Genomic DNA, 21,990 nt, shown 5'->3' on the forward strand with positions numbered 1-21,990 from the left:
AATCCTAACTCGAATTCCCAAAAAAAGGGACAGCCGCCATGGCCGTCCCTTTTTTGCGAATCATTCATCGACTACGATGTTTCCACCATAGAAGGTTACTCTCGTTAATGGTAACTCCAGTTCACGAGCCATTTTTTTCAACTCTCGCTCTTCTCTTTCCGTTACGATTGAAATGACCGTGCCATCTGCACCTGCACGCCCAGTTCTCCCGGATCTATGGATATATTGTTCGATATTGTCAGCCATATCAATATGAACGACCGCAGTAAGGCCTTTAATATCGAGCCCCCTTGCCGCTACATCCGTTGCTATCAGCATCGGGGATTTTCCGGAACGAAGCTTGCGCAGTGCTTTCTCCCTGTCGACTTTATTGGATTCACCGTGAAGCACGCCCATTTCAATACCTTTATAACTCAGCTTTTCATGTAAGACGCTAAGCTCCGCAATATCATTCAGGAAGGCAAGTGCCTTCACATCTTTAAGTCTTGTGATTTTCTCGAGAATCTTGGACTTTTCCCGTCTCTCAACAACAAAGTAAAGATGGTCCACCTTGGATTCCATTTTTTCATTTTTATCGACCTTGATCATTTCGGGTTCATTCATGAATCCCCTGGCCGCTTTTTCCGTTTCCTCTGGCAGGGTTGCTGAAAATACCATGATTTGCCGATCTTTTAGTGTTGTTTTGATAATATTATTGATCGTTCCCATATGCTCTGGAATGATCAATTGGTCACCTTCATCAAGTACTATCGTCTTAACTTCATGCATCTTCAGTTTCTTTTGGGCAATCAATTCGTAAATCCGCCCCGGTGTTCCAGCAATCACCTGTGGACGCTTCTTCAGTTTGTCCAACTGCCTTTTCACATTAGCACCGCCGATGAATGCTGCACCCGTAATGCCGCTTTTCTCTGACCAAATGCGAATTTCTTCATTGATCTGCATGACCAGTTCTCGTGATGATGCCAGAATCAAAGCTTGGGGCGATTTTTTTTCAGGATCAATCTTTTCAAGCAATGGCAGTAAATATGCCAATGTTTTTCCTGTACCTGTCGGTGATTCGGCCATGATATCCTTTCCCTCGACAATCACGGGGATCGCTTTCGTTTGTATCGGGGTAAGTTGTCCGAATCCGGACTTTTTCCAGGCTTCTTGTATATATGGTTTTCTATCGTTTATTAATGCAGGTAATTCGCTCATATCGTTCTCCTTTAATATAAAACTTTTCCTATCTTTCATAGTACCATTTATTCTTGTCCAGTAGCCAACGGAATACGAATTGTAACCGTCGTCCCTTTGTTTATCTCACTTTCAAAATCCATTTCCCCCTGAAGGCGATGAACGATTTTCCGGCAAATTGCAAGCCCGATCCCTGAACCTTTTTCCTTCGTCGAGTAAAAAGGTTCACCAATCCGTTCAAGGCGCTCGGGCCCCATTCCCATGCCATTATCACTCACGCTGACTACAGCATGTCCATCGATGATTTGCAGCGATATATGAATTTCCCCATTATCTTCAATCGCTTCAATGCTGTTCTTGACGATATTGATTACCAACTGTTTAAGTTCAATTGAATCAGCCATAATATAAATCGGTTCGGCGGTTTTAATCCTTAGCCCCATTTCGATATTATTCAAATTCGTTTCTGCTTTCATCAACGTGAATACCTGTTGTAAACTGTCGGCAAGATCGATCCTGCAGAATGCGACATCCTGTTTCTTCCCGAGAACCAAAAGTTCACTTGAGATAATATTGATTCGGTCAATTTCCTTTAACATGATGTCAGAATGCAGCGGGTTCACTTCCTGGGTCATATCCATTAACTGTACGAATCCTTTTAACGATGTCAGCGGATTCCTTATCTCATGTGCGACGGCTGCAGCCAGATGTCCGATAACAGATAGCTTTTCAGACATGATCATCAATTCCTCTTCGCGCCGCAATTCGGTAATATCCCTTACTATGGCATATACTCCAAGCATTTCCGAGTGGACGATGATCGGTAAAAAAGTTACACGGATTATCCGTTGTTCATCACTGCTATTCTGAATGGTCGTTTCGAATTTTACAGCCTCCCCTTGAAGGGACTGTAGAAAGAATTCAGCTACTTTATCACTTTCATTCCAGTTGATGAGATGATTCGCATTCTTGCCTTTCAAATTGTCACTATGCTGACCTAACAGTTTTTCTGCTTCCGGGTTTATCGAAACGACATTTCCTTCGAGATTCAGCTCAAGGACACAATCCGGGTTATGCTTGAACAGCGATCGATACTGTTCATCCTTCAGAATGAATTCCTGTTGGGACCTCAGCATTTTCCCCGTCCAATACCTGATTATGAAGTACAGGAAAAGTCCGGTTATGAATATGAACATCCACCCTTTGGAATGTTGAAACATTGCATATATCTGAACATCTGACCTTGCCTGCGTCATAGAGATGTAATCCGTAATGATAATCCATAAGACCCCAATGAATATATATATAAAAGCCACTTTACATGCAATTTTATGAGATTGGTTCATATTTTTTCCTTTGTATTGTTTTTTGGTTTATTATTCCCAAATCACTCAAAAAAAGCCCTCATGTTTTCAACATAAGGACTCTATCGATATTGTAACATATATATAGAAATCATTGTTTTATATCGTTAAAAAATCCAGCAGCATTACTACTGGATTTTCAATAAATCAAGAGAGGTCTTTAATGGCTTGATTAAATTCTTCTTCGATATCTTTTGTAGGCTTGGCCGATAGTAAGCTGAAAACGACCACCGCTATTGAACCAGCGATGAAACCAGGAATGATTTCGTATATTTCAGCAAACCTATCGATCATATCCCAGACGATCACGGTTGCCGTACCGACAATCATTCCCGCCAAGGCTCCCCATTTCGTCATCCGTTTCCAGTACAGGCTTAACAAAATGACAGGACCGAATGCCGCTCCAAAACCAGCCCATGCATAACCAACCAATTTAAGGATCGTACCGCTTGGATTAAAAGCCAATAATAGGGCAATGGCAGATATCGCCAACACACCAAACCGACCTACCAGAACTAATTCCTTATCAGATGCGTTCGGCCGAATGAACTGCTTATAGAAATCATCTGTCAGAGCACTTGCCGATACTAACAGCTGTGATGCAATCGTACTCATGACCGCTGCTAAAATCGCAGCCAACAAGAAGCCTGTAATCAAAGATGGAAACAGTTCTTTAGCTAATATGATGAAGACGGACTCAGCATTCCTATCCCCTAAAGGACTATTTGTCAGGTTAAAATATGCTATTCCCACCAATCCGGTGAACATCGCTCCAACAATAGCAAAAATCATCCATCCCATGCCGATTCGCCGTGCACTTTTCAATTCTTTAACAGATGAGACCGCCATGAAGCGGACGATTATATGAGGCTGCCCGAAATAACCAAGCCCCCATGCCAGAAGAGATATGATGCCAATGGTTGATGTTCCCTCAAAAACATGCAATAAATTCGGGTTAATCGATTTTATTTCATTGAAGGTGGGATCCCAGCCCCCAATATTTACAATAGTGACAACTGGTACTAAAATTAAGGCAATGAACATGATTGTACCTTGTACGAAGTCCGTCCAGCTGACAGCCAGGAATCCGCCAAATAATGTATAAAGAATAACAACGCTTGCCGTCAGCCAGATACCCCACCGGTAATCTAAATTGAAAGCCGTACGGAAAAGCTCACCGCCTGCCACCATGCCTGAAGAGGTATAAAAGGTGAAGAAAATTAAAATGACCGATGCTGATACCACTTTTAAGACGCGGGAGCCATCTTTAAACCGATTTCCCAAAAAGTCGGGAATCGTAATCGAATTGCCGGCAATTTCCGTATATGTCCGAAGTCTTGGTGCCACGAATAACCAGTTTAAATAAGAGCCTGCACACAGGCCTATGACAATCCAGCCAGCACTCAACCCGCTTATGTACATCGCACCAGGTAGACCCATCAACAGCCAGCCACTCATATCGGAAGCCCCTGCACTCAATGCCGTTACAGCCGGCCCCAAGTTCCGGCCGCCAAGCATGTAATCGGTTAAGTTAGCCGTTTTCCGATAGGCCAAATAACCAATTAAAAGCATACCCGCCATGTATATTGCAATTGATATTATAATTCCATATTCCAAAAATGAATCCTCCTATTTATAGGTTAATTTTCATCTTGTAAGCTTATCAGAAAAAAAAACATATGTTAAGAAGTTCTTGCACCTTTCAACGATTTCACTTTCAATATAAGTAAGAAAATTCATTTTATTAGAATAAATCATTTAGGAGGAATACGCCATGCAATCCTATATCAATCAGCCAGATGGAGTCTTTCCCTCTGTTTGTTCTCTTGACTGTCCTGATCAATGCGGTTTACTGCTGCACAAAAAAGATGGGAAAATCATTAAAGTTCAAGGAGACCCTGATCATCCAGTCACAAAAGGGAATATTTGCAACAAAGTCCGCAACATGACTGCCCGCCTATATGACCCCAATCGCTTAAAACAGCCATTAAAGCGCATCGGTCCGAAAGGAAAAGGGAATTTCGTTCCAATCAGCTGGGAAGAGGCCATTGACACAATCACTTCCAAATGGAAAGACTTGATCGAAATGCATGGACCGGAAAGCATACTTCCTTATAGTTTTTACGGAAACATGGGCAACCTCAGCGCCGAGGGAATGGATCGCCGCTTTTTCCACAAACTCGGCGCAAGCATGCTCGAGCGTTCCATTTGTAATGCGGCAGGCTCAATCGGATACAGCTATACAATGGGTGGTTCATTCGGCATCGATCCAGAAGAAACGATCCATACGAAGCTTTTCATCATGTGGGGCATTAACGCTGTGAGCACAAATATGCACCAAGTGACGCTTGCCCAGCAAGCCAGAAAAAACGGGGCCAAAGTAGTTGTCATTGACGTTCATAAAAACCAAACCGGCAAGTGGGCAGATTGGTTCATTCCGATTCTGCCCGGCACCGATAGTGCACTTGCCCTCGGATTAATGCATATTCTTTATGCCGAGAATCTAGTCGACCAGCCCTTTCTCGATGAATACACAGTGGGTGCTGCTGAATTGCGTGAACATGTCCGCCAATATGACCCTGCGACCGTCTCCGCGATAACTGGCGTTCCCATTGATGACTTATATGAACTTGCCAGGATGTATGGCACCACAAGTCCATCATTCGTTCGGATAGGCAATGGCCTGCAGCACCATGACAATGGAGGCATGGCGGTACGTACCATTGCCTGCCTGCCTGCCCTTACCGGCCAATGGATGGAGGAAGGCGGCGGAGCCATCAAAGGTAATTCAGGATATCTAGCCTTTAATATAAATGCCTTAAGACGTCCTGATTTATTGCGAAATAAAGCTACCCGGACCATTAATATGAACCAAATCGGCCAAGCTCTTATGGAAAAAGAAAACCCGATTCGCTCTATGCTTGTATACGGCTCCAACCCAGCACTTGTCGCTCCGAATGCAAATAAGGTGCAGGAAGGTCTAATGCGGGAAGATCTATTCACAGTGGTACATGATCTATTCTTAACCGAAACGGCCATGTTTGCCGACCTCGTCCTTCCTGCCACTTCATCTTATGAAACGGAGGATTTTTATAATTCATATTGGCATAATTACGTCCAAATACAAAAACCTGTAGTCGAAAAATATGGCGAATCGAAATCGAATGTTGAATTGTTCAAACTGTTGGCTGCTGGAATGGGATTTGGGGAACAAGCATTTGGAGATTCAGAGGAAGATATGATACGGCAGGCTCTGGATTTTCCCGACAACCCGCATTTGGAAGGCATCACCTATGACTCCCTTTCAAGGAATCAATTTGTCAAAGCCAAAATGCAGCCGATGTTCCCAGGCAAACTCCCGACACCAAGCGGTAAAATCGAACTTTATTCCGAACGGATGAAGCGGGATGGATTCGAGCCATTGCCCACATATACGCCTATCATAAAAGACAGCGACCTGCCATTTTTATTCATTCCGGCACCTAATCACAATTTCTTGAATTCAACCTTTTCTAATAATGCCAAACATATCTCCATGGAAAAGGAACCGAAACTGCACATGAATGCCGCTGATGCCAAAACAATGGGGGTAGCCGCCGGAGATATGGTTAGAATCTGGAATGGTCGCGGTGAATGCTTGCTTACCGCTGCTCCCGGTGAAAATGTGTTACCAGGCGTTCTTGTCAGCCAAGGCTTGTGGCAGAATACGCCCGAAACAAAGCAACACATCAATTCCCTTACCCCAGATCGCCTCGCGGATATGGGTAATGGCGCCGTTTTCTTTTCAGGACGGGTTGATCTTGAAAAAGTCCAACAATAGTAAAGAAATGTTTAGCAATCTTTGAATATATCTGCGGTTCTCGGATTTTATATCTTCGATTCCCGAATTTATCTCCGATTTTCGGATTATATCTCCGATTCTGGATTATATATCTACGATTCTCGGATTATATCTGCGATTCCATAGAAAAAAGGCTGTTCTCCAAGGAACAGCCTTTTTTCGTCAAGCTATTTACTCTTCATCAAACCAGCCTGTTGGCTGGATATCCAAGTTGTTATTGATTTGCTTCACTTCGGTGTAAGCTTCGTAACCGAAAGTTCCCAGTTCGCGTCCATTTCCACTTTGCTTGAACCCTCCCCAAGGAGCTTCGTTATAAGTCGGATGATATGAGTTTATCCACGTGATGCCGGCACGCACTTTTTTAATGACACGGTACGCTTTTGAGATATCATTCGTGAACACCGCTCCCGCTAAACCATATTTCGTATCATTGGCAAGTCGAAGAGCTTCCGCTTCATCCTTGAACTTTTGAACGACAAGCACCGGTCCAAAAATTTCTTCCTGCACAATCCGCATATCCGGTGTCGTATCAACAAAAATAGTAGGTTCGACAAAGTAACCTTTATCCATGCCTTCTTCTTTAATTCGATTTCCACCGACGATTAATTTGGCACCTTCTTCTTTTCCGATTTGGATATACGATAATATTTTGTTCATATGGGCTTCTGAAACGATAGGTCCCATCTGGCTGTTTTCATCAGAACCTGAACCTACTTTGATTTTTTTCGCCTTTGCAGTAAGACTTGCAATGAACTGATCGTAAATGGACTCTTCCAATAGTAAACGGGAGCCTGCTGAGCACACTTGTCCTTGATTACAGAAAATCCCGTATAGAGCATAATCAACTGCAGTCTCAAAGTCAGAATCCGCAAATACGATATTAGGCGATTTGCCGCCGAGCTCCAATGTGACTTTCTTTAGGTTACCCAGGGAAGCCTCCATGATCTTACGTCCTGTTGCCGTGCCTCCTGTAAAGGCTACTTTATCGATTTCCTCATGCTCTGCAATGGCTTGTCCGACAACTGGCCCCGCTCCTAACACAAGATTCGCGACACCTTTTGGCAATCCTACCTCATCCATGATTTCAAATAGTTTGACCGCCGTCACCGGAGTGATCTCAGATGGTTTGAACACAACGGAATTTCCTGCAGCAAGCGCCGGAGCAAGTTTCCAGGCTGACATCATTAGTGGGAAATTCCAAGGAACGATCTGCCCGCATACACCGATCGGTTCCCTTACGACCATAGCTTGCTGGCCGTCAGGAACTTCAAAAGTCTGACCTGTCGGTTTTGTGGCCAATCCTGCATAATATCTAAAACATGCTGCCGAATCAGCTATATCAAAACGAGCCTCACGCAATGGTTTCCCATTATCCAATGTTTCCAACGCAGCTAGTTCTTCAGCTTTTTCTTCTATTTTGTCGGCTATTTTGAATAAAATGCGAGCTCTTTCGACGGCAGGAGTTCCCCACCAGCCACCTTCATAGAAAGCATATTTTGCTGCCTCGACCGCTGCATCCACATCTTCCTGTGTTCCTTCCGCTGCTTTGGCAATAACTTCCCCCGTGGCCGGATTCAATACATCCCTCTTCTCACCCGAAGTCGAATTCACCCATTCCCCATTGATGAACATCTTTAAGTCCAATGCTCCCGTTCCTTCTTTTTTCGTATTATTTTGCAAAGTTTCCTGCATGTAATTTCCTCCTCTGTTTTAAGTTATCTACCTATATATAATATGAGCAAGATTCATGCCAGTTTGAAATTTTAGGTAACTCACGTTTTTTTGCCCTTTCCTGTCATATTTAAATTCAGTCGTGAATTACCTATTCATTTTTGCATAACTCATAGGCAGAACTTCTTCCAAGTTTCACAGAAAAAAGAGATGAGCAGCTGCTCACCTCTTTTCTTATTAATTCCGATTAATAATGACCAATTTCATTTCCGTCATTTCTTCAATGGCATATTTCAATCCTTCGCGCCCAGTCCCGCTTTTTTTGACTCCGCCATATGGCATGTTGTCAACACGATAAGTTGGGATATCATTAATAATGACACCGCCCACTTCCAATTTTTCTGCGGCAGAAAGAGCTAGATTGATATTTTCTGTGTAAATCCCGGCCTGCAATCCGAATTCGGAATCATTGACAAAGTCAATCGCTTCCTCAACGGAAGAAACCTTATTGATCAAAACTATTGGAGCGAACACCTCCTGGCAAGATACCTTAAGCATGGCATCCACTTCCAGCAACACAGTAGGATGCAGGATATTACCTTCAGATTTACCTCCTGCTGCAACTATCGCCCCGTGTTGTTTAGCTTCACCGATCCAATCCAGACTTCTCTGTACATCCCCAGCGCTGATCAATGCTGAAATATCCACAGACGGGTCCAAAGAATCTCCCAGTTTCAAGCCATTCGTTGCTTCCGTGAATTTTTTGACGAACTCATCATACACCTCTTCATGAACATAAGCGCGCTGTAAGGAAATGCAGACCTGCCCTTGAAAAGCGAATGCTGCCGATACACAGCGTTGGATGATTTTATCGATATCGATCCCTTTATCCACGATGACAGCCGCATTCGAACCTAGTTCAAGACTCACTTTCTTTAACCCGGCCTTATTACGGATCCCGATTCCTACAGCCGGACTTCCAGTAAATGAGATGCTCTTCACCCGTGAATCGGTGACTAATTTATCACCGATTACCGAACCGCTTCCGGTAACTAAATTAAACGCACCTGCCGGCAAATCAGTTTCGGCCAATAATTCAGCAAGAAATAGTGAAGATAGCGGTGTTTGGCTCGCAGGTTTCAGGACGAGTGTATTTCCTGCAGCAATGGCCGGGCCCACTTTATGGGCAACCAGGTTCATCGGAAAATTAAATGGCGTAATCGCACCCACAACGCCTAGAGGCTCACGGACCGTGTATCCTATCCTTCCTTCTCCGTCAGCTGTGGCATCCATCGTCAATGTTTCTCCATGAATCCTTTTTGCTTCCTCTGCTGCAAATTTATATGTGGCAATCGTCCGGGATACTTCAACCATTGCCGTTTTAATCGGTTTCGCTGCCTCTTTTGCAATAATTTCAGCTGCCTCACCTTTGCGGCTTTCCAAAAGGCTCGCAAGCTTTTCAAGAATGGCAGCGCGTTTATGACTAGGTAAAGCTGCCATCGTTTTTCTAGCTTGATAGGCTGATTCTATGGCCAACTCGACATCTTCAAGGCTTGCCGAGGGAATCTCCGCTAGGACTTCCCCGCTATAAGGAGACTTTAGTGTCGTGAACTTTTCAGCTTCTTGCCATTTACCATTAATGTATAATTTCTTTTTCAGCGTTTCCGTCATGACCATCACTTTCACCTCTTATAAAATTTCTTTTTCGACTGCAGTAAATGTCTCATCAAGGATTTCAATCATTCTTTCGACTTCTGCTTTAGTAATGATTAAAGGCGGTGCGAATACGAGTGTATCTTGATCAAACGTAACTGAACGGCAAATCAAACCATTCTTCGCAGCTTCAGCAACAAGTCTTGGAGCAAGCTGTGTGTCAAAGCCTTCACCTGTTTGTTTGTCCTTTACGATGGAGATGCCTCCAATTAGTCCAAGTGCCCTTACATCACCAACAATCGGATGTTTACTTTGAAGCTTCTTAAAGCCGGCAAGCAACTCTTCACCACGCTGTTTCGAGTTTTCTATAAGGTTTTCACGTTCAATTATTTCAATATTTTTCAAAGCAACCGCACATGCCATCGGATGGCCACTGTATGTGTAGCCGTGTAAAAGCGTACCTTTTGAAAGGGCAATGAAATCCTGATGCATCTTATCATTCAGGACGACCCCGCCTAACTGTGCATATCCGCTCGTCACACCTTTTGCAAAGCACATCATATCAGGCACAACGCCAAAGTGTTCAATCCCAAAATAAGTCCCTGTTCTTCCGAAACCTGTAATGACTTCATCCGTCACCATCAAAATGCCGTATTCATCACAAATTTCCCTTACTTCCTTAAAATAGCCTTCAGGAGGAAGGTTCACGCCACCTGCCCCTTGAATCGGTTCAGCGATAAATGCCGCAATCGTTTCCGGTCCTTCCTGTTCTATGACCTTACGCAACTCCTCAATGGAGGAACCGTCCACATGGTAAAAATCAGGTGCGATTGAATTCGTGAAATCCCGGAACGGCTTCAGCCCAGTCGCACTTGTAGCTCCCATTGCCACTCCATGATAGGATTTCGAGCGAGAAATGATTTTTTGACGATTAGGCTGCCCTTTCAAAAGCCAGTAATGACGAGCAAGTTTGATCGCCGTATCATTCGATTCCGATCCACCTGAAGTGAAGAAAACTGCATTCAAATCCCCAGGTGCGATGGATGCGATTTTGGCCGCCAAACGGATTGCCGGCTCATTGCTGAAAGTGGCGAAACTTGAGGTGAAAGCTAATTTGGCCATTTGTTCCTTCGCGACTTCAGCCATCTCTTCTTGTCCATGTCCAATATTCACATTCCAAAGTGAAGCCATGCCATCAATGACAGTCCTGCCCGTGACATCCGTAAGATATATTCCCTTCCCTTCCTTAAAGATGAAACTTGGACCATCTGCCTGCTGCTGTTCGATTGCCGTGGTCGGATGAATAAAATGCTTTTTATCCAAATCGATTAATTCCTGAATACTCGTAGTCTCTTTAATCATGTAAAAAACACCCTTCTCATGTAATGGATTTTTTCAAGCTAGTTTATTTTTATATTTATAGATGTAGCAAGATGCATGCCAAATTATATGAGCCTGATATTAAAGGTATTCAAGTTAAAACGATTCATATATAAATCAATAGGAGCACGATTTGATTCACATATAAATCATTTGATTCAAATTCGAATCATTCAACTCCCATTCATTAGATTAACTACTGAATGACAAGCATTTTTTCGAATCGCCCTCTTTATTTCTAATTGATGTTACAAAACCTGACACGTAATGTTGAATTTTCGGAAGATTTGTATTATTATCATCTAGTTAATATTTTTTCATTCCTTTTGAGCCGCTATGTTAATCTAAATGAAAGAAGTTGATATATATGCAGGTAGGATTTGAAATGTACCAAAAACAAACCTTGAAGTTGTCATTAACCCCTGAATTACAGCAATCGATCAATATCCTTCAATATTCCACCCATGAACTGATAGATTTCCTGAACCGACAGGCTTACGAAAATCCCGTTCTCGAAATTAGCTTTAAAGAACCCCCCGCATCGCTCAGTATTCGTACAAATAAAATAAATTCTCAGATACGTGGTTCTTCCTCTAAAAGTAAAAGTTTCAACGGAGACAATGATTACAACCCTATCAACAATTATTCAGTCAACACAGAAACACTGGAAAGCCATTTACTGGAACAATTGAGTTTACTAAGTTCATTGAATGCATTTAAAAAGAAGATTCTCCAGTTTTTGATTGGAAACTTAAATGATTATGGATTTCTAGAATTGGATGTCCATTGGACTGCTTCGCATTTTTCCGTACCAGTGGAAGAAATCGAAAATATGATTCAAATATTGCAATCCCTTGACCCAATTGGAGTCGGGGCTAAAGATCTGACCGATTGTTTACTCATTCAGCTGCGTGAGCATGAGAATCACAATGAATTGGCGTATAAGATCGTTAAAAAGCACTTAGCGGATTTAGCAGAAAAACGCTACAGGAAAATTGCCGCCTTTCACCAAGTGACCGTTCAGGAAGTGCAAGAGGCCTCGGATTTCATCCGTACGTTAAACCCGCGTCCTGTCAGTCACTTTTCCGATGATATGACTCATTACATCGTTCCGGATGTTTACGTGGAAAAAGATAAAGAAGGTTTTCTGATAACGGTCAACGATAGCTGTACACCTAAACTTTCCATCAATCCTTACTACAAGAACCACGTCGCCATCAATTCTGTTAATCCAGCTAAAGATTATATAAAAGGGCACTTAAATGATGCCCGATTACTATTAAAAGGGCTCGAACAAAGGCAAATGACACTTTACAAAGTGACCGCGTCAATCGTGGAGGAGCAGCATGAGTTTTTCATGAAGGGAATTACAGGATTAAAACCTATGACACTGAAGAATATTTCGGAAAAACTTCAGCTTCATGAATCAACGATCAGCAGGGCGACGAGCAATAAATATATCCAGACGCCGCATGGCCTCTTTAAACTAAGGAACTTCTTTACTAGAGGGTTACACCGCGTGAACAGCCCAGCAACCGAATCAACGGCCACCATCAAAGAAAAAATAAAGGTCCTGATTGCCGATGAAGATAAAATAAAGCCTTTTTCAGATCAGAAACTTTGTCAAATATTCGAAAATGAAGGGACGAAGATCTCCCGCCGCACTATTGCAAAATACCGTGAAGACCTCGGTATACCGGGATCTTCAAAACGGCGCAGATTTTAAAATCAAACCGAATTTTTAAAAAGACTCTTACAAATGAGTATTTATTGTAAGAGTCTTCTATATTTACCACCCCTGAACCAGGGGCTTAATAAACAGTTGTGGAATCATAATATATCGGTTTATTTATTCCCCCATTTATCCTCGAAAATAAGGTCATCCATCAGCCTTCTTTTTTCCCAATTAGCAAGTTCAAGAATGGGTTTATCCGGATATTGATCCGTATAGCCAATCGACAGGAGTGCAACAGGTTCTATATGCGGCGGAATCTCCAAAATATCACGAATATCATTTTTCTTATAAAAGCTTACCCATCCCATTGCCAATCCTTCCGCATAGGCAGCCAACCACATATTTTGAATGGCGCAGGCAGTGGATAGGATATCGGTTTCCGGAATGGAGTTCCTCCCTAAAACATGGGAGCCTCCCCGTGTCGGGTCGCATGTAACACAAATGGTATATGGTGCTTCTTTTAACCCTTCCACTTTCAAACTAAGAAACTTATTTTCTTTACCTCCTTCATAATGAATAGCGAGGGCCCTTCTTTCTTTATCCGCTGCCCATGCCAAACTGTTCTTGGTTTCCTGAGACGAAATCACGATGAAACTCCAAGGCTGCATGAATCCTACAGACGGCGCATGATGTGCAGCATCCAAAATTCTGCGGAGTATATCCTTTGAAATGGGCTTTGGCAAAAAACTCCTGATATCCCTACGGTTATAAATGGCTTTATATACGGCAGCTTGTTCTTCATTAGTAAACATAATTTCCCCCCTGTTTCCGGCTCCCCGGAAATTTATCTAAACATACAATATATTTTATAGGTAAACCCTTACAATTAAAATATCCTCTGACTCAGCTCGTTCCGTCCACAACAAGATCCGCTCTTTCTTGAGGCCTTTGCACACCCACATAGAGATCTTCATGAACCATCCAATTATCCTCCCACATTTGACGCGCATCTTCACCATCCCGCTCAAGGCCACGTTTCAAACGCTGATCACGGGGACATTCCACCCAAATCGTGAAATCATGGTACCCTGCCAATTCTTTACGGATGGAATACGTTCCTTCTATAATCACAAGGCCCCCAGCAGGAACTTCATGCCATTCGGCCATAGTATCCGTTTCCCAATCATACCTTTGATATCTTGCTTCCTTCCCCTTTGTAAGCGGTTTTAGGATTTGGTTATAAACCCGTTCCCAATCATAATCCGCCCCAATCGGCTTTTGGGATGGAGGCAGTTGAACCCTATCCGATGAAGGCAAATAAAAATCATCCATATGAACGGCCACGCTACCTGGACATTCTGCTTGGATACGGGCAGCGAGTGTACTTTTTCCAGATCCGCCCCGGCCATCTATGGCCAATATATAGAGTGAGCGTTTTTTGGGAATTTCGTGAATTTCAGCTATAAGACTGCTGATCGTATACTGTCCATTAAGTGTTGGAAAGTTCATAAGCATTCCCCCCTATATACTTATTTCTATTAATCCTCCCTTAAACTCCTTCCTTGAGGGGATAATTAAAAAAATAAGAAGAAGGTGCTGGCATTGAATAAAATCCAATTTGCTCCCAAGCTTCATGTCTGATTAAAGAAACAGAGGAGGAAAAGGGCCTCTTTCCCTCCACTTCATGGAGAAACTGTCTACGATCAAACGGCTAGGACTTTCCATGTAATGGACTTGAAAACTTCTTGTTATAGACATATATATCGGAGAAAGGCCTTCGAATGTTCGAATGCCGACTTGATTCAATTTTATATAATGACCATCGAATTGAATAATCCATTCGGATCTGCGTTTGAAACCTGATCGTCAGCAAATAAAATGGCTTAGCGGCATTATGCTGCCAATTCGGACTTGCTGAAGAAAATGATTTGGCTGATACCGACCTCTTTCTCGCAGATCCTGAACTTCAACTTAGCTTTCAATGGATACTAATGGCCGCTTCCCAATAGGTTTTCCTGTTCTGCGAGCATTACGGCTATCTTATCCTGGATTGCCGTAATGCCTTTTTCTTCTACAAAATTATTCAAGATGATTGAAAATATGATTTTTTCCCCTCTTTTGGTCGTCACATAACCTGATAAGGAGCTCGTACCTGAAATTGTCCCTGTTTTCGCGCGGACATTCCCGGCTGCAATTGTCCCTTTCATCCTCTTTCTAAGAGTACCGCCCACCATCCGATTTTCGTTGCCTGCAATCGGTAAAGCATTCAAGTAAGCAGGAAACCACGTTTTTTCCTGAATGGCATACAGCAGCTTCGTTATTTCATTCGCTGGAATCATATTGACTTGGGAAATTCCAGATCCATCACGCATCATGATCGTTTGCATATCAAGACCCATACTCTTCAGCTGATTTCGAGCAACCTTCAAACCATCCTTCCAGCTTCCCTCCCCATCTGCTTCTTTGCCCATTTCCTTCACCAAAACCTCGGCATGGCTGTTATTGCTCAATTTCATGAAAGGAATAAGCAATTGTGAAAGCGGCATGGACTGATGAGCGGCAATCATGTCCGCTCCTACTGGCGTTTTCCCTTTTTTCCTTTTTCCCAACACTTTAATTCCATGTTTCTTCATTGATTTTTCAAATAGGCTCAAGGCATATTCTGTGGGATCTTCCACCGAAATCCACTCTTTGGTCACCCCGGCATCTTCCGGAATGGTCCCAGTCACCGTAACGACTTGTGTGCCATGAGACCGTTCAATTTCAATTTTATCATTAGCATCTGCCGATACAGTTTTCGTTTTGTTGATGACCTTCACGTGATCGGTTTCAGGCTCCAGCTTTACCGTTGCCCTCTTTCCAGCCTTTTCCCCAGGAGCTAACTCCACGATGATGGTACCGGTATCGTAATCTTCATTCGGGGAAGCAGTTAAAGCCGAAACGGCTGCACCGTAATATTCCTGTTCATCGCTCCAAACTAAGTCTTGGGAATAACGAACATCATCATACCAAGAATCGTCCCCTATAAGATCCCCGTGAACGAACTTAACGTGCCTTTGCTTCAGTGAAGCTGCCAGCTCATCAAAATCCTTTTCCAATAATGTGGGATCCCCTTTTCCCTTCAGGTATACATTGCCCTGCAGAACCTGGCCAACCTGCACTCCTTTTATGTATAGTTCCGTTTGAAAAGCATGATCTTCCCCTAAAGTTTCCAACGCAGCTGCTGCTGTCAAAAGCTTAAGATTCGAAGCAGGCCGCAATCTCGTTTGCGATCCCCGTTCATAAATCATTTCCCCCGTTTCAGCTGAACGGATGGAAATTCCCGTCAACGCCCCAGCCAATCCTGGCGATTGCTCCAATATTCGTTGAATTTCCTGCCCTAGGTTTCCATCATCATTCGCAGCCTGCATCGATTCTCCATTAAAAAAACAAATCAAAAACAGGAAGAATATAAAACTCAACTTCCTTTTATACGTCAAACCTATCACTCCCACTCTAGAAACTCACCACTTCTATCTTGTCCATTATTCGGTCATATAAAAAGAAAATATCCACTAGAAAACTCCTTATTTATACATACTCGGGAAACTGCAGGATTATTCGCCCGCCACTCCACGGCATGGGCTGCATAATTTCTATACATATACCTTTAATAGGGAACTTTTTTGCAAGATAATCAGTATAAGTATAAAGACATAGTAAGGAGTGAATATATGTATTCCAAGATACAGCCACCAACGAAGAAAATATCCAAAGAATCAGTGAAGGTGTGGCGGATGACTGAAGCCATTACCAATCTCATTATCCTCGCCGTCCTTGGCATCCTATTATTTGTTGATGATTATTTCACTTGGAAAGAATGGATTGGATGGATTTTAAACGGACTTATCGTATTATCTTTTTTCCATGCTATCTGGTCCATCTTCATTGAACCGATACTTTTGCAAAAGTATTGGCGTTACGACGTGAACGAAGAATTCATTCAAACAAAACGTGGAGCCTGGAGTGAAACGCATGAACTCATTCCGATGACGAAGGTTCAATCCGTCAAATTGAACCAAGGACCGTTTTTGCGAAAATACAACCTTTATTCCCTAAGCATCGGAACAATGGGCGACTCTCATGACATACCGGCCATTCCCGAGAAAGAGGCGTATGAATTACGAGATAAAATTGCCCATTTCGCGAAAATTAAGGAAGTGGATTAATGATGGAAGAACACGCAAAACGATTACACCCTATCAAAATCCTTTTCGAATTTTGGAAATTGCTGAAAGGAAATGTATTTTTCATAATCATGCTTTATATCCTGAATTTCGGTTCTGAAAAGATGTATATGAAATTACTCCAAATTGGCTTTCTAGTTTATCTGGTTTGGAAAGTCATTTCTGTCATCCTTAAATGGTATACATACAAATACCAAATCAAAGATGGTACCTTATACATTACTTCAGGGCTTGTCTCGAAAACGTATCGAACTGTCCCGCTTCATAAGGTTCAGAATGTCCAGCAACGCACGACGTTATTTCATAAGATTTTCAGATTGACCTCTTTAACATTCGAAACGGGGATGACTGGTGAACAGGGTAGCGTACCTTTCGAGATGATTTCCCGAAAAGAGGCCGAAAGGCTTGAGGGGGAATATTCTTCAAAACAGGAACTTCCGGTTATTGAAGCGGATATTTCCGAAGAACGAATTGCTGAGGATATGGAACCAGCCATTGAAAAAACGATCCATTTCACTCCAAGCAAACATGATGTGCTGAAAGCTTCCTTTACATCACTCAGTTTCCTGGCTCTTATCCCGATATTGGCTACGTTATATAATACACTCGATGATTTTATTGATTTGGAAAACGCCGAAGGGTTTCTTGCCAAGTTATTGGATACATGGTGGATCATTACCATCGTTATTGCAGGCCTCATATGTGTCGCCGTTGCCTTCGGAATCGTTTCCACATTCGTTAAATATGGAAAATATGAAATTTCATCCGATCACGAGCGCATATATATCAAGAAAGGTGTACTGGACGAATCCGCTTTTTCCATTCGGAAAGAAAAAGTACAAGCAGTCGAAATCACCCAATCAATCATTAAAAGAGTGCTGGGGTTGGCAGAAGTGAAACTGATCAGTGCAGGAAGCACCGGTGATGAAGAGCTGGAAACGAACACCCTCTATCCTTTTTTATCAATTGAACGGGCATACGGGATGGTAGAAGAGATTTTACCCGCTTACAAAGTGGAACGATCAATGAGATCACTATCGAAACAGGCCTTCAAAATCCGAATGCTGCGGCCCAGCTTTTTCTGGATTCTCACAACATTGGCGATTTATTATTTCAAACCCTCCCTATGGTATATCTCGCTGATTATACTCGTCCTCATTTATACATTGAGAATAATGGATTACAAAAATAGCCGTTACTTGTTAAATGATGAGTTCATTCAGTTCAAATCCGGAAGTTTGGAAACATCACTATTCATTACCAAAAGAAGCAAGGTCATTCAAATTGAGGTGGAACGTTCGAAGCTGCAAAAGCTTTTCGGGCTTGCCACAATTGAAACGATCAATCGCTCCAAGCCTGTACACCATACAAAGCTCCAAGATGTATCCGTTGAATATGCAGACGAATTTTACACATGGTATATGGACAGGACAAAAAATATCCAATTCGAATAGTAATCTATGAATGAAAGAGTTGACCATGGCAGTCAGCTCTTTTTTTATCCACTATATTCCACTCCCTTCCCACCTTTGCACTTCACGACAAAATTAATATTGGAATTTTCTAACTTGTCACTTCAAAAAAGCGAAAGAAGACCGAAATATCAAATAAAAGTCAAAATTAATTAGAAGTATATAAGGAGAATTTTACAGATGAAAAGACTGACAGACTGGTATTTTAATTCGCTAAAAAAACAAATATTGATTCCTTTTTTGGCTTTGATCATGATAAGCGGAATGGCCATTTCTTACATGAGCTATAAAAATAGTATCGAGTTGACGACCAAGGAGCTTACCGGAACGACAGAAGAGCAAACCAAGGCAATGAACGATTCTTTCGAAATCTTCTTTCATAAAACGGAAAACCAATTGGATAGGATCAGTAAGTATCCTATCATGAGTACTTATGATAAGAACCCCGAATCCATAATGGATGAGTTTTCCCATACACAGTCAAGCAGTTCTGAAATAAATGGTTTATACCTTGGCACCAAGAAAGATGGAAAAACATTAATATTCCCTAAAGCGGATTTGCCGATTGACTTCGATCCGAGACAAAGGGATTGGTATCAATCCGCATTGAAACAAAAAAACAAGACCATTTGGACGGAACCTTATACCGATCAGGCTACGAATGAACTTGTCATTACGGCAGCAAAAGCCATATATGATGATCGAGATGAATTAATAGGCGTGCTCGGTGTCGACATCTCGATCGATACATTGATCACGATGGTCAATCAAACGAAATTTGGCGAAACGGGCTATACGGTTTTGCTGGATCAGAAAGGGTCATTCGTTACACATCCAGACAAGGAAAAAATTCAACAGGATATATCAAAGGAAAATATTTTCAAAAAAATGAAAGGTGAATCCGGATCAATGATCGAGGAATTTGAAGGGCAAAGCCGGATCGTCGGATACGTCACAAATCCTACCACTGGATGGAGAATAGCAGGGGTAATGGAGGAAAATGAAGTGAAAGTCCGAGCAAGCCCGATGATAATCGATAATATCATCACACTATTGATTGTCTTTATCGTCACTGCACTATCTGCCATCCTCTTTACCCGTTCTTTAACGAATCCCATTAAAAAGCTGCAGGAATCCATACGGAAAATGCTTTCAGTCACATTGCATCCATCATCGCGACCACATTCAGCAATTTTGACGAAATAAAAGAGATGATGAACGATATGGTAAACGAGGTCACACGGATGGCGGGCAATGCAGAAAAATTAAATTCAATCAGTCAGGAAACTGGGGCAGGAACTGAAGAAGTATCAGCTTCCATGGAACAATTAAATGCCCTGGCTAGTGAATTGGATGCCCTATCCCAGGAAATGCACAAAGAAATAAAGAAATTCACATTCTAATCAAAAAAAAGGACGGCCCCATAAGGGATCCGTCCTTTTTAAAAATTACGACTTATAGAGTTCTTCTGCCATTCGTCAGCGTTTCATCGGTTTCGGTTATTCCCGAGTAAGAAGAACTGGATTTTCTCGCATCCGAATCGACTAACACAAGCAATTTGCCGCTCTTTACATCCGCTTCATAACGATTCGCTTCGTCTTCAGGTATGCCCATTCCGATTAATGTACCGGCCAATCCTCCTGTTCCAGCGCCTACAGCCGCTCCGGCTAATGTTGCAGCAAGCGGTCCAGCAGCCAGTACCGGCCCGATTCCCGGAATCGCCAACGCACCCACACCTGCCAATAATCCGGCAGCACCGCCCAAAATGCCTCCAGTCGCCGCACCAGCTGCGAGCCCCTCTTCAACTTTTGTACCCGTTTCTTCATTCACTGCATTTAATTCTTCTTTATCTTTAGCTACCACTGAAATATCTTCACGATTATACCCTTGGGCCTGTAATGACTCAACAGCCTTTATGGCTTCTTCTCCAGTTTCATATACACCAATTATACGTTTATCCATATCTATCATCCTCCTTAAAGAATGTAAATTGTCGCTCCCCCTTTACATACCCCAGGGGATGAAAATGCTAAACGTTATTTAACAGGAAAAATATTTTCGAGTTAACCCTTACTCAGAAAGGGTATATATAATAGTAGTATGCATATTTTTAGGAGGTTTTCTTTTTGCTCATCGAGTTACTTAAAGATTTAGTATCCATCGACAGTTCATCGAAAGAAGGAGCCAACCAAGCGGTAGATTACTGTGCGGACTGGCTTAAAGATCAAGGACTTACCGTGAATGTGATCGTAAATAACGGTTATAAAATGCTTGTTAGCGAGATTGGCAGCGGAGAAAAAACCCTAATTTGGAATGGCCATGTCGATGTTGTCAGCGGTACACCGGATCAATTTTTCCCTGAGGTTCATGAAGGAAATTTATATGGACGCGGAACAGCCGATATGAAAGCTGGAGTTGCAGGGATGATGTGTGCATTTACCGAACTGAAAGATAAGGACTTAAGATTAAAAATCCAGCTACAGATCGTATCGGATGAAGAGATTGGCGGGTTGAACTGTTCCGGATATTTAGCGAAACATGGTTATCGGGGGGACTTTGTAATCTGTGCTGAACCGACGCAATTGGGAATCGGACTCCAGGCAAAGGGTGCCCTTCGTCTCGATATTGAAGTATCCGGCAAATCTGCACACGGAAGCCGTCCATGGGAAGGCGTGAATGCAATTGAAAAGGCCTATGAACTCTATCAAAAAATAAAGGAACTTCCATTCACCCGGGATCATACTCCCCTTTACCCTTTCCCTTCACTTAACCTAGCAAAAATAAAAGGCGGGGATGTCTATAATAAGGTACCGGATGCTTGTTTGCTAAGTCTTGATATTCGTTATCTCCCTACGCAAACAATGGAAGATATCATTGCTCAGATCGAAAGTGTGACAGGAAAAAATGTTCATCTTAATATGTACAGTAAACCTGTAAAAACCGAAGAGTCAGACCCATTCATCACTTTGCTCCGACCGATTATCGAAAGAAACACCAAGCAAGACGCTGTCATTTTCGGACAACATGGCTCCGCAGATACCGTCTTTTTTGCGGCATATGATATCCCAGCGATTGAATTCGGACCAAAAGGCGAGAACTGGCATGGAGATAGGGAATGCGTCAATCTTGAATCAGTAGCAGTCTATCAAAAAATGCTGGTCGATTTCGCTTCTGAATTTGTTTTACATTAATCCAAATCATGAAAAAAGCCTTCATCACATATAGACAAAAGGAAGTCTATCTACATTTTAAAAACAAAGTTGATTGAAACGAAAGGTGCGAGACTCCTGCGGGAAAAGCGCGTCCAAGGGTGACCGCACAGGCGCAAAGGCGCCGAGGAGGCTCCCGGACCGCCCGCGGAAAGCGAGTGCCTGGAGTGGAAATCAATGTTCGAATTTTAACAAGCTCTCAAAAAAAATTAGACAAACTCGATTTTCATCGATTTTGTCTACAGTTTGAGCCGGCATTACATAGATGTCGGCTTTTTTCATGTTCCGAATATCCTCTCCTACTAAAATAAACAGCATTCAAT

At 42.5% G+C, this 21,990-nt stretch carries 17 protein-coding genes; 7 read left to right on the forward strand and 10 right to left on the reverse strand.

Annotation, left to right across the window (positions count from 1 at the left end):
* Positions 1-60 precede the first annotated feature (60 nt).
* From A6755_RS24105 to putP, 3 genes are all read right to left on the reverse strand, one after another.
* Positions 61-1,197, reverse strand: a complete 1,137-nt coding sequence (locus A6755_RS24105; RefSeq protein WP_034305811.1) for a DEAD/DEAH box helicase — start codon at positions 1,195-1,197, stop codon at positions 61-63.
* Positions 1,198-1,244: 47 nt separating this feature from the next.
* Positions 1,245-2,312, reverse strand: a complete 1,068-nt coding sequence (locus A6755_RS24110; RefSeq protein ID WP_174878769.1) for an ATP-binding protein — start codon at positions 2,310-2,312, stop codon at positions 1,245-1,247.
* A gap of 375 nt (positions 2,313-2,687) precedes the next feature.
* On the reverse strand, positions 2,688-4,157 hold the full coding sequence (gene putP / locus A6755_RS24115; protein ID WP_034305814.1) for a sodium/proline symporter PutP: 1,470 nt from the start codon (positions 4,155-4,157) through the stop codon (positions 2,688-2,690).
* 157 nt (positions 4,158-4,314) lie between these two features.
* On the opposite strand from putP, the gene A6755_RS24120 reads away from it, so the two are divergent.
* Complete coding sequence (locus A6755_RS24120) at positions 4,315-6,360, forward strand: molybdopterin oxidoreductase family protein (RefSeq protein ID WP_063592216.1); 2,046 nt, start codon at positions 4,315-4,317, stop codon at positions 6,358-6,360.
* 192 nt (positions 6,361-6,552) lie between these two features.
* Here the strand turns inward: A6755_RS24120 and A6755_RS24125 are convergent, their stop codons facing one another.
* From A6755_RS24125 to A6755_RS24135, 3 genes are all read right to left on the reverse strand, one after another.
* Positions 6,553-8,073 (reverse strand): aldehyde dehydrogenase family protein, encoded by a 1,521-nt coding sequence (locus A6755_RS24125; protein ID WP_063592217.1) that lies wholly within the window; start codon positions 8,071-8,073, stop codon positions 6,553-6,555.
* A gap of 216 nt (positions 8,074-8,289) precedes the next feature.
* Positions 8,290-9,723, reverse strand: a complete 1,434-nt coding sequence (locus A6755_RS24130; protein ID WP_063592678.1) for an aldehyde dehydrogenase family protein — start codon at positions 9,721-9,723, stop codon at positions 8,290-8,292.
* An 18-nt stretch (positions 9,724-9,741) separates the two neighbouring features.
* Positions 9,742-11,067: an aminotransferase family protein gene (locus A6755_RS24135; RefSeq protein ID WP_063592218.1), complete on the reverse strand. Its 1,326-nt coding sequence runs from the start codon at positions 11,065-11,067 to the stop codon at positions 9,742-9,744.
* 403 nt (positions 11,068-11,470) lie between these two features.
* On the opposite strand from A6755_RS24135, the gene rpoN reads away from it, so the two are divergent.
* The gene (gene rpoN, locus A6755_RS24140) at positions 11,471-12,811 is read left to right on the forward strand and encodes an RNA polymerase factor sigma-54 (RefSeq protein ID WP_161784835.1); all 1,341 of its coding nucleotides are present in this window, start codon (positions 11,471-11,473) and stop codon (positions 12,809-12,811) included.
* Positions 12,812-12,930: 119 nt separating this feature from the next.
* Here the strand turns inward: rpoN and bluB are convergent, their stop codons facing one another.
* The 3 genes from bluB to dacB all read right to left on the reverse strand — a co-directional run bounded on the left by bluB (position 12,931) and on the right by dacB (position 16,170).
* Complete coding sequence (bluB, locus tag A6755_RS24145) at positions 12,931-13,572, reverse strand: 5,6-dimethylbenzimidazole synthase (protein ID WP_034305824.1); 642 nt, start codon at positions 13,570-13,572, stop codon at positions 12,931-12,933.
* Between the two features lie 91 nt (positions 13,573-13,663).
* Positions 13,664-14,269, reverse strand: coding sequence for a uridine kinase family protein (locus A6755_RS24150; RefSeq protein ID WP_063592219.1), 606 nt, complete (start codon positions 14,267-14,269; stop codon positions 13,664-13,666).
* A gap of 479 nt (positions 14,270-14,748) precedes the next feature.
* Positions 14,749-16,170 carry a D-alanyl-D-alanine carboxypeptidase/D-alanyl-D-alanine endopeptidase gene (gene dacB / locus A6755_RS24155; protein ID WP_084738236.1) on the reverse strand — a complete coding sequence of 474 codons (1,422 nt, stop codon included), beginning with the start codon at positions 16,168-16,170 and terminating at the stop codon, positions 14,749-14,751.
* 303 nt (positions 16,171-16,473) lie between these two features.
* Between dacB and A6755_RS24160 the strand changes: the two genes are divergently transcribed.
* The 4 genes from A6755_RS24160 (at position 16,474) to A6755_RS24175 (ending at position 19,861) form a co-directional block, all read left to right on the forward strand.
* On the forward strand, positions 16,474-16,968 hold the full coding sequence (locus tag A6755_RS24160; RefSeq protein ID WP_034305830.1) for a PH domain-containing protein: 495 nt from the start codon (positions 16,474-16,476) through the stop codon (positions 16,966-16,968).
* The gene (locus A6755_RS24165; protein WP_063592221.1) at positions 16,968-18,440 is read left to right on the forward strand and encodes a PH domain-containing protein; all 1,473 of its coding nucleotides are present in this window, start codon (positions 16,968-16,970) and stop codon (positions 18,438-18,440) included. The genes A6755_RS24160 and A6755_RS24165 overlap by 1 nt, the downstream gene beginning before the upstream one ends.
* A gap of 198 nt (positions 18,441-18,638) precedes the next feature.
* Complete coding sequence (locus tag A6755_RS24170; RefSeq protein WP_063592222.1) at positions 18,639-19,664, forward strand: cache domain-containing protein; 1,026 nt, start codon at positions 18,639-18,641, stop codon at positions 19,662-19,664.
* A gap of 17 nt (positions 19,665-19,681) precedes the next feature.
* Positions 19,682-19,861, forward strand: a complete 180-nt coding sequence (locus A6755_RS24175) for a hypothetical protein (protein ID WP_063592223.1) — start codon at positions 19,682-19,684, stop codon at positions 19,859-19,861.
* A gap of 52 nt (positions 19,862-19,913) precedes the next feature.
* Here the strand turns inward: A6755_RS24175 and A6755_RS24180 are convergent, their stop codons facing one another.
* Positions 19,914-20,420, reverse strand: coding sequence for a general stress protein (locus A6755_RS24180; protein WP_048685038.1), 507 nt, complete (start codon positions 20,418-20,420; stop codon positions 19,914-19,916).
* 164 nt (positions 20,421-20,584) lie between these two features.
* On the opposite strand from A6755_RS24180, the gene A6755_RS24185 reads away from it, so the two are divergent.
* Positions 20,585-21,649, forward strand: coding sequence for a M20 family metallopeptidase (locus A6755_RS24185; RefSeq protein ID WP_063592224.1), 1,065 nt, complete (start codon positions 20,585-20,587; stop codon positions 21,647-21,649).
* Positions 21,650-21,990 lie beyond the last annotated feature (341 nt).

Origin of the sequence: Peribacillus frigoritolerans (genome assembly GCF_001636405.1) — a bacterium.
Taxonomy (GTDB): Bacteria; Bacillota; Bacilli; order Bacillales; family DSM-1321; genus Peribacillus; species Peribacillus frigoritolerans.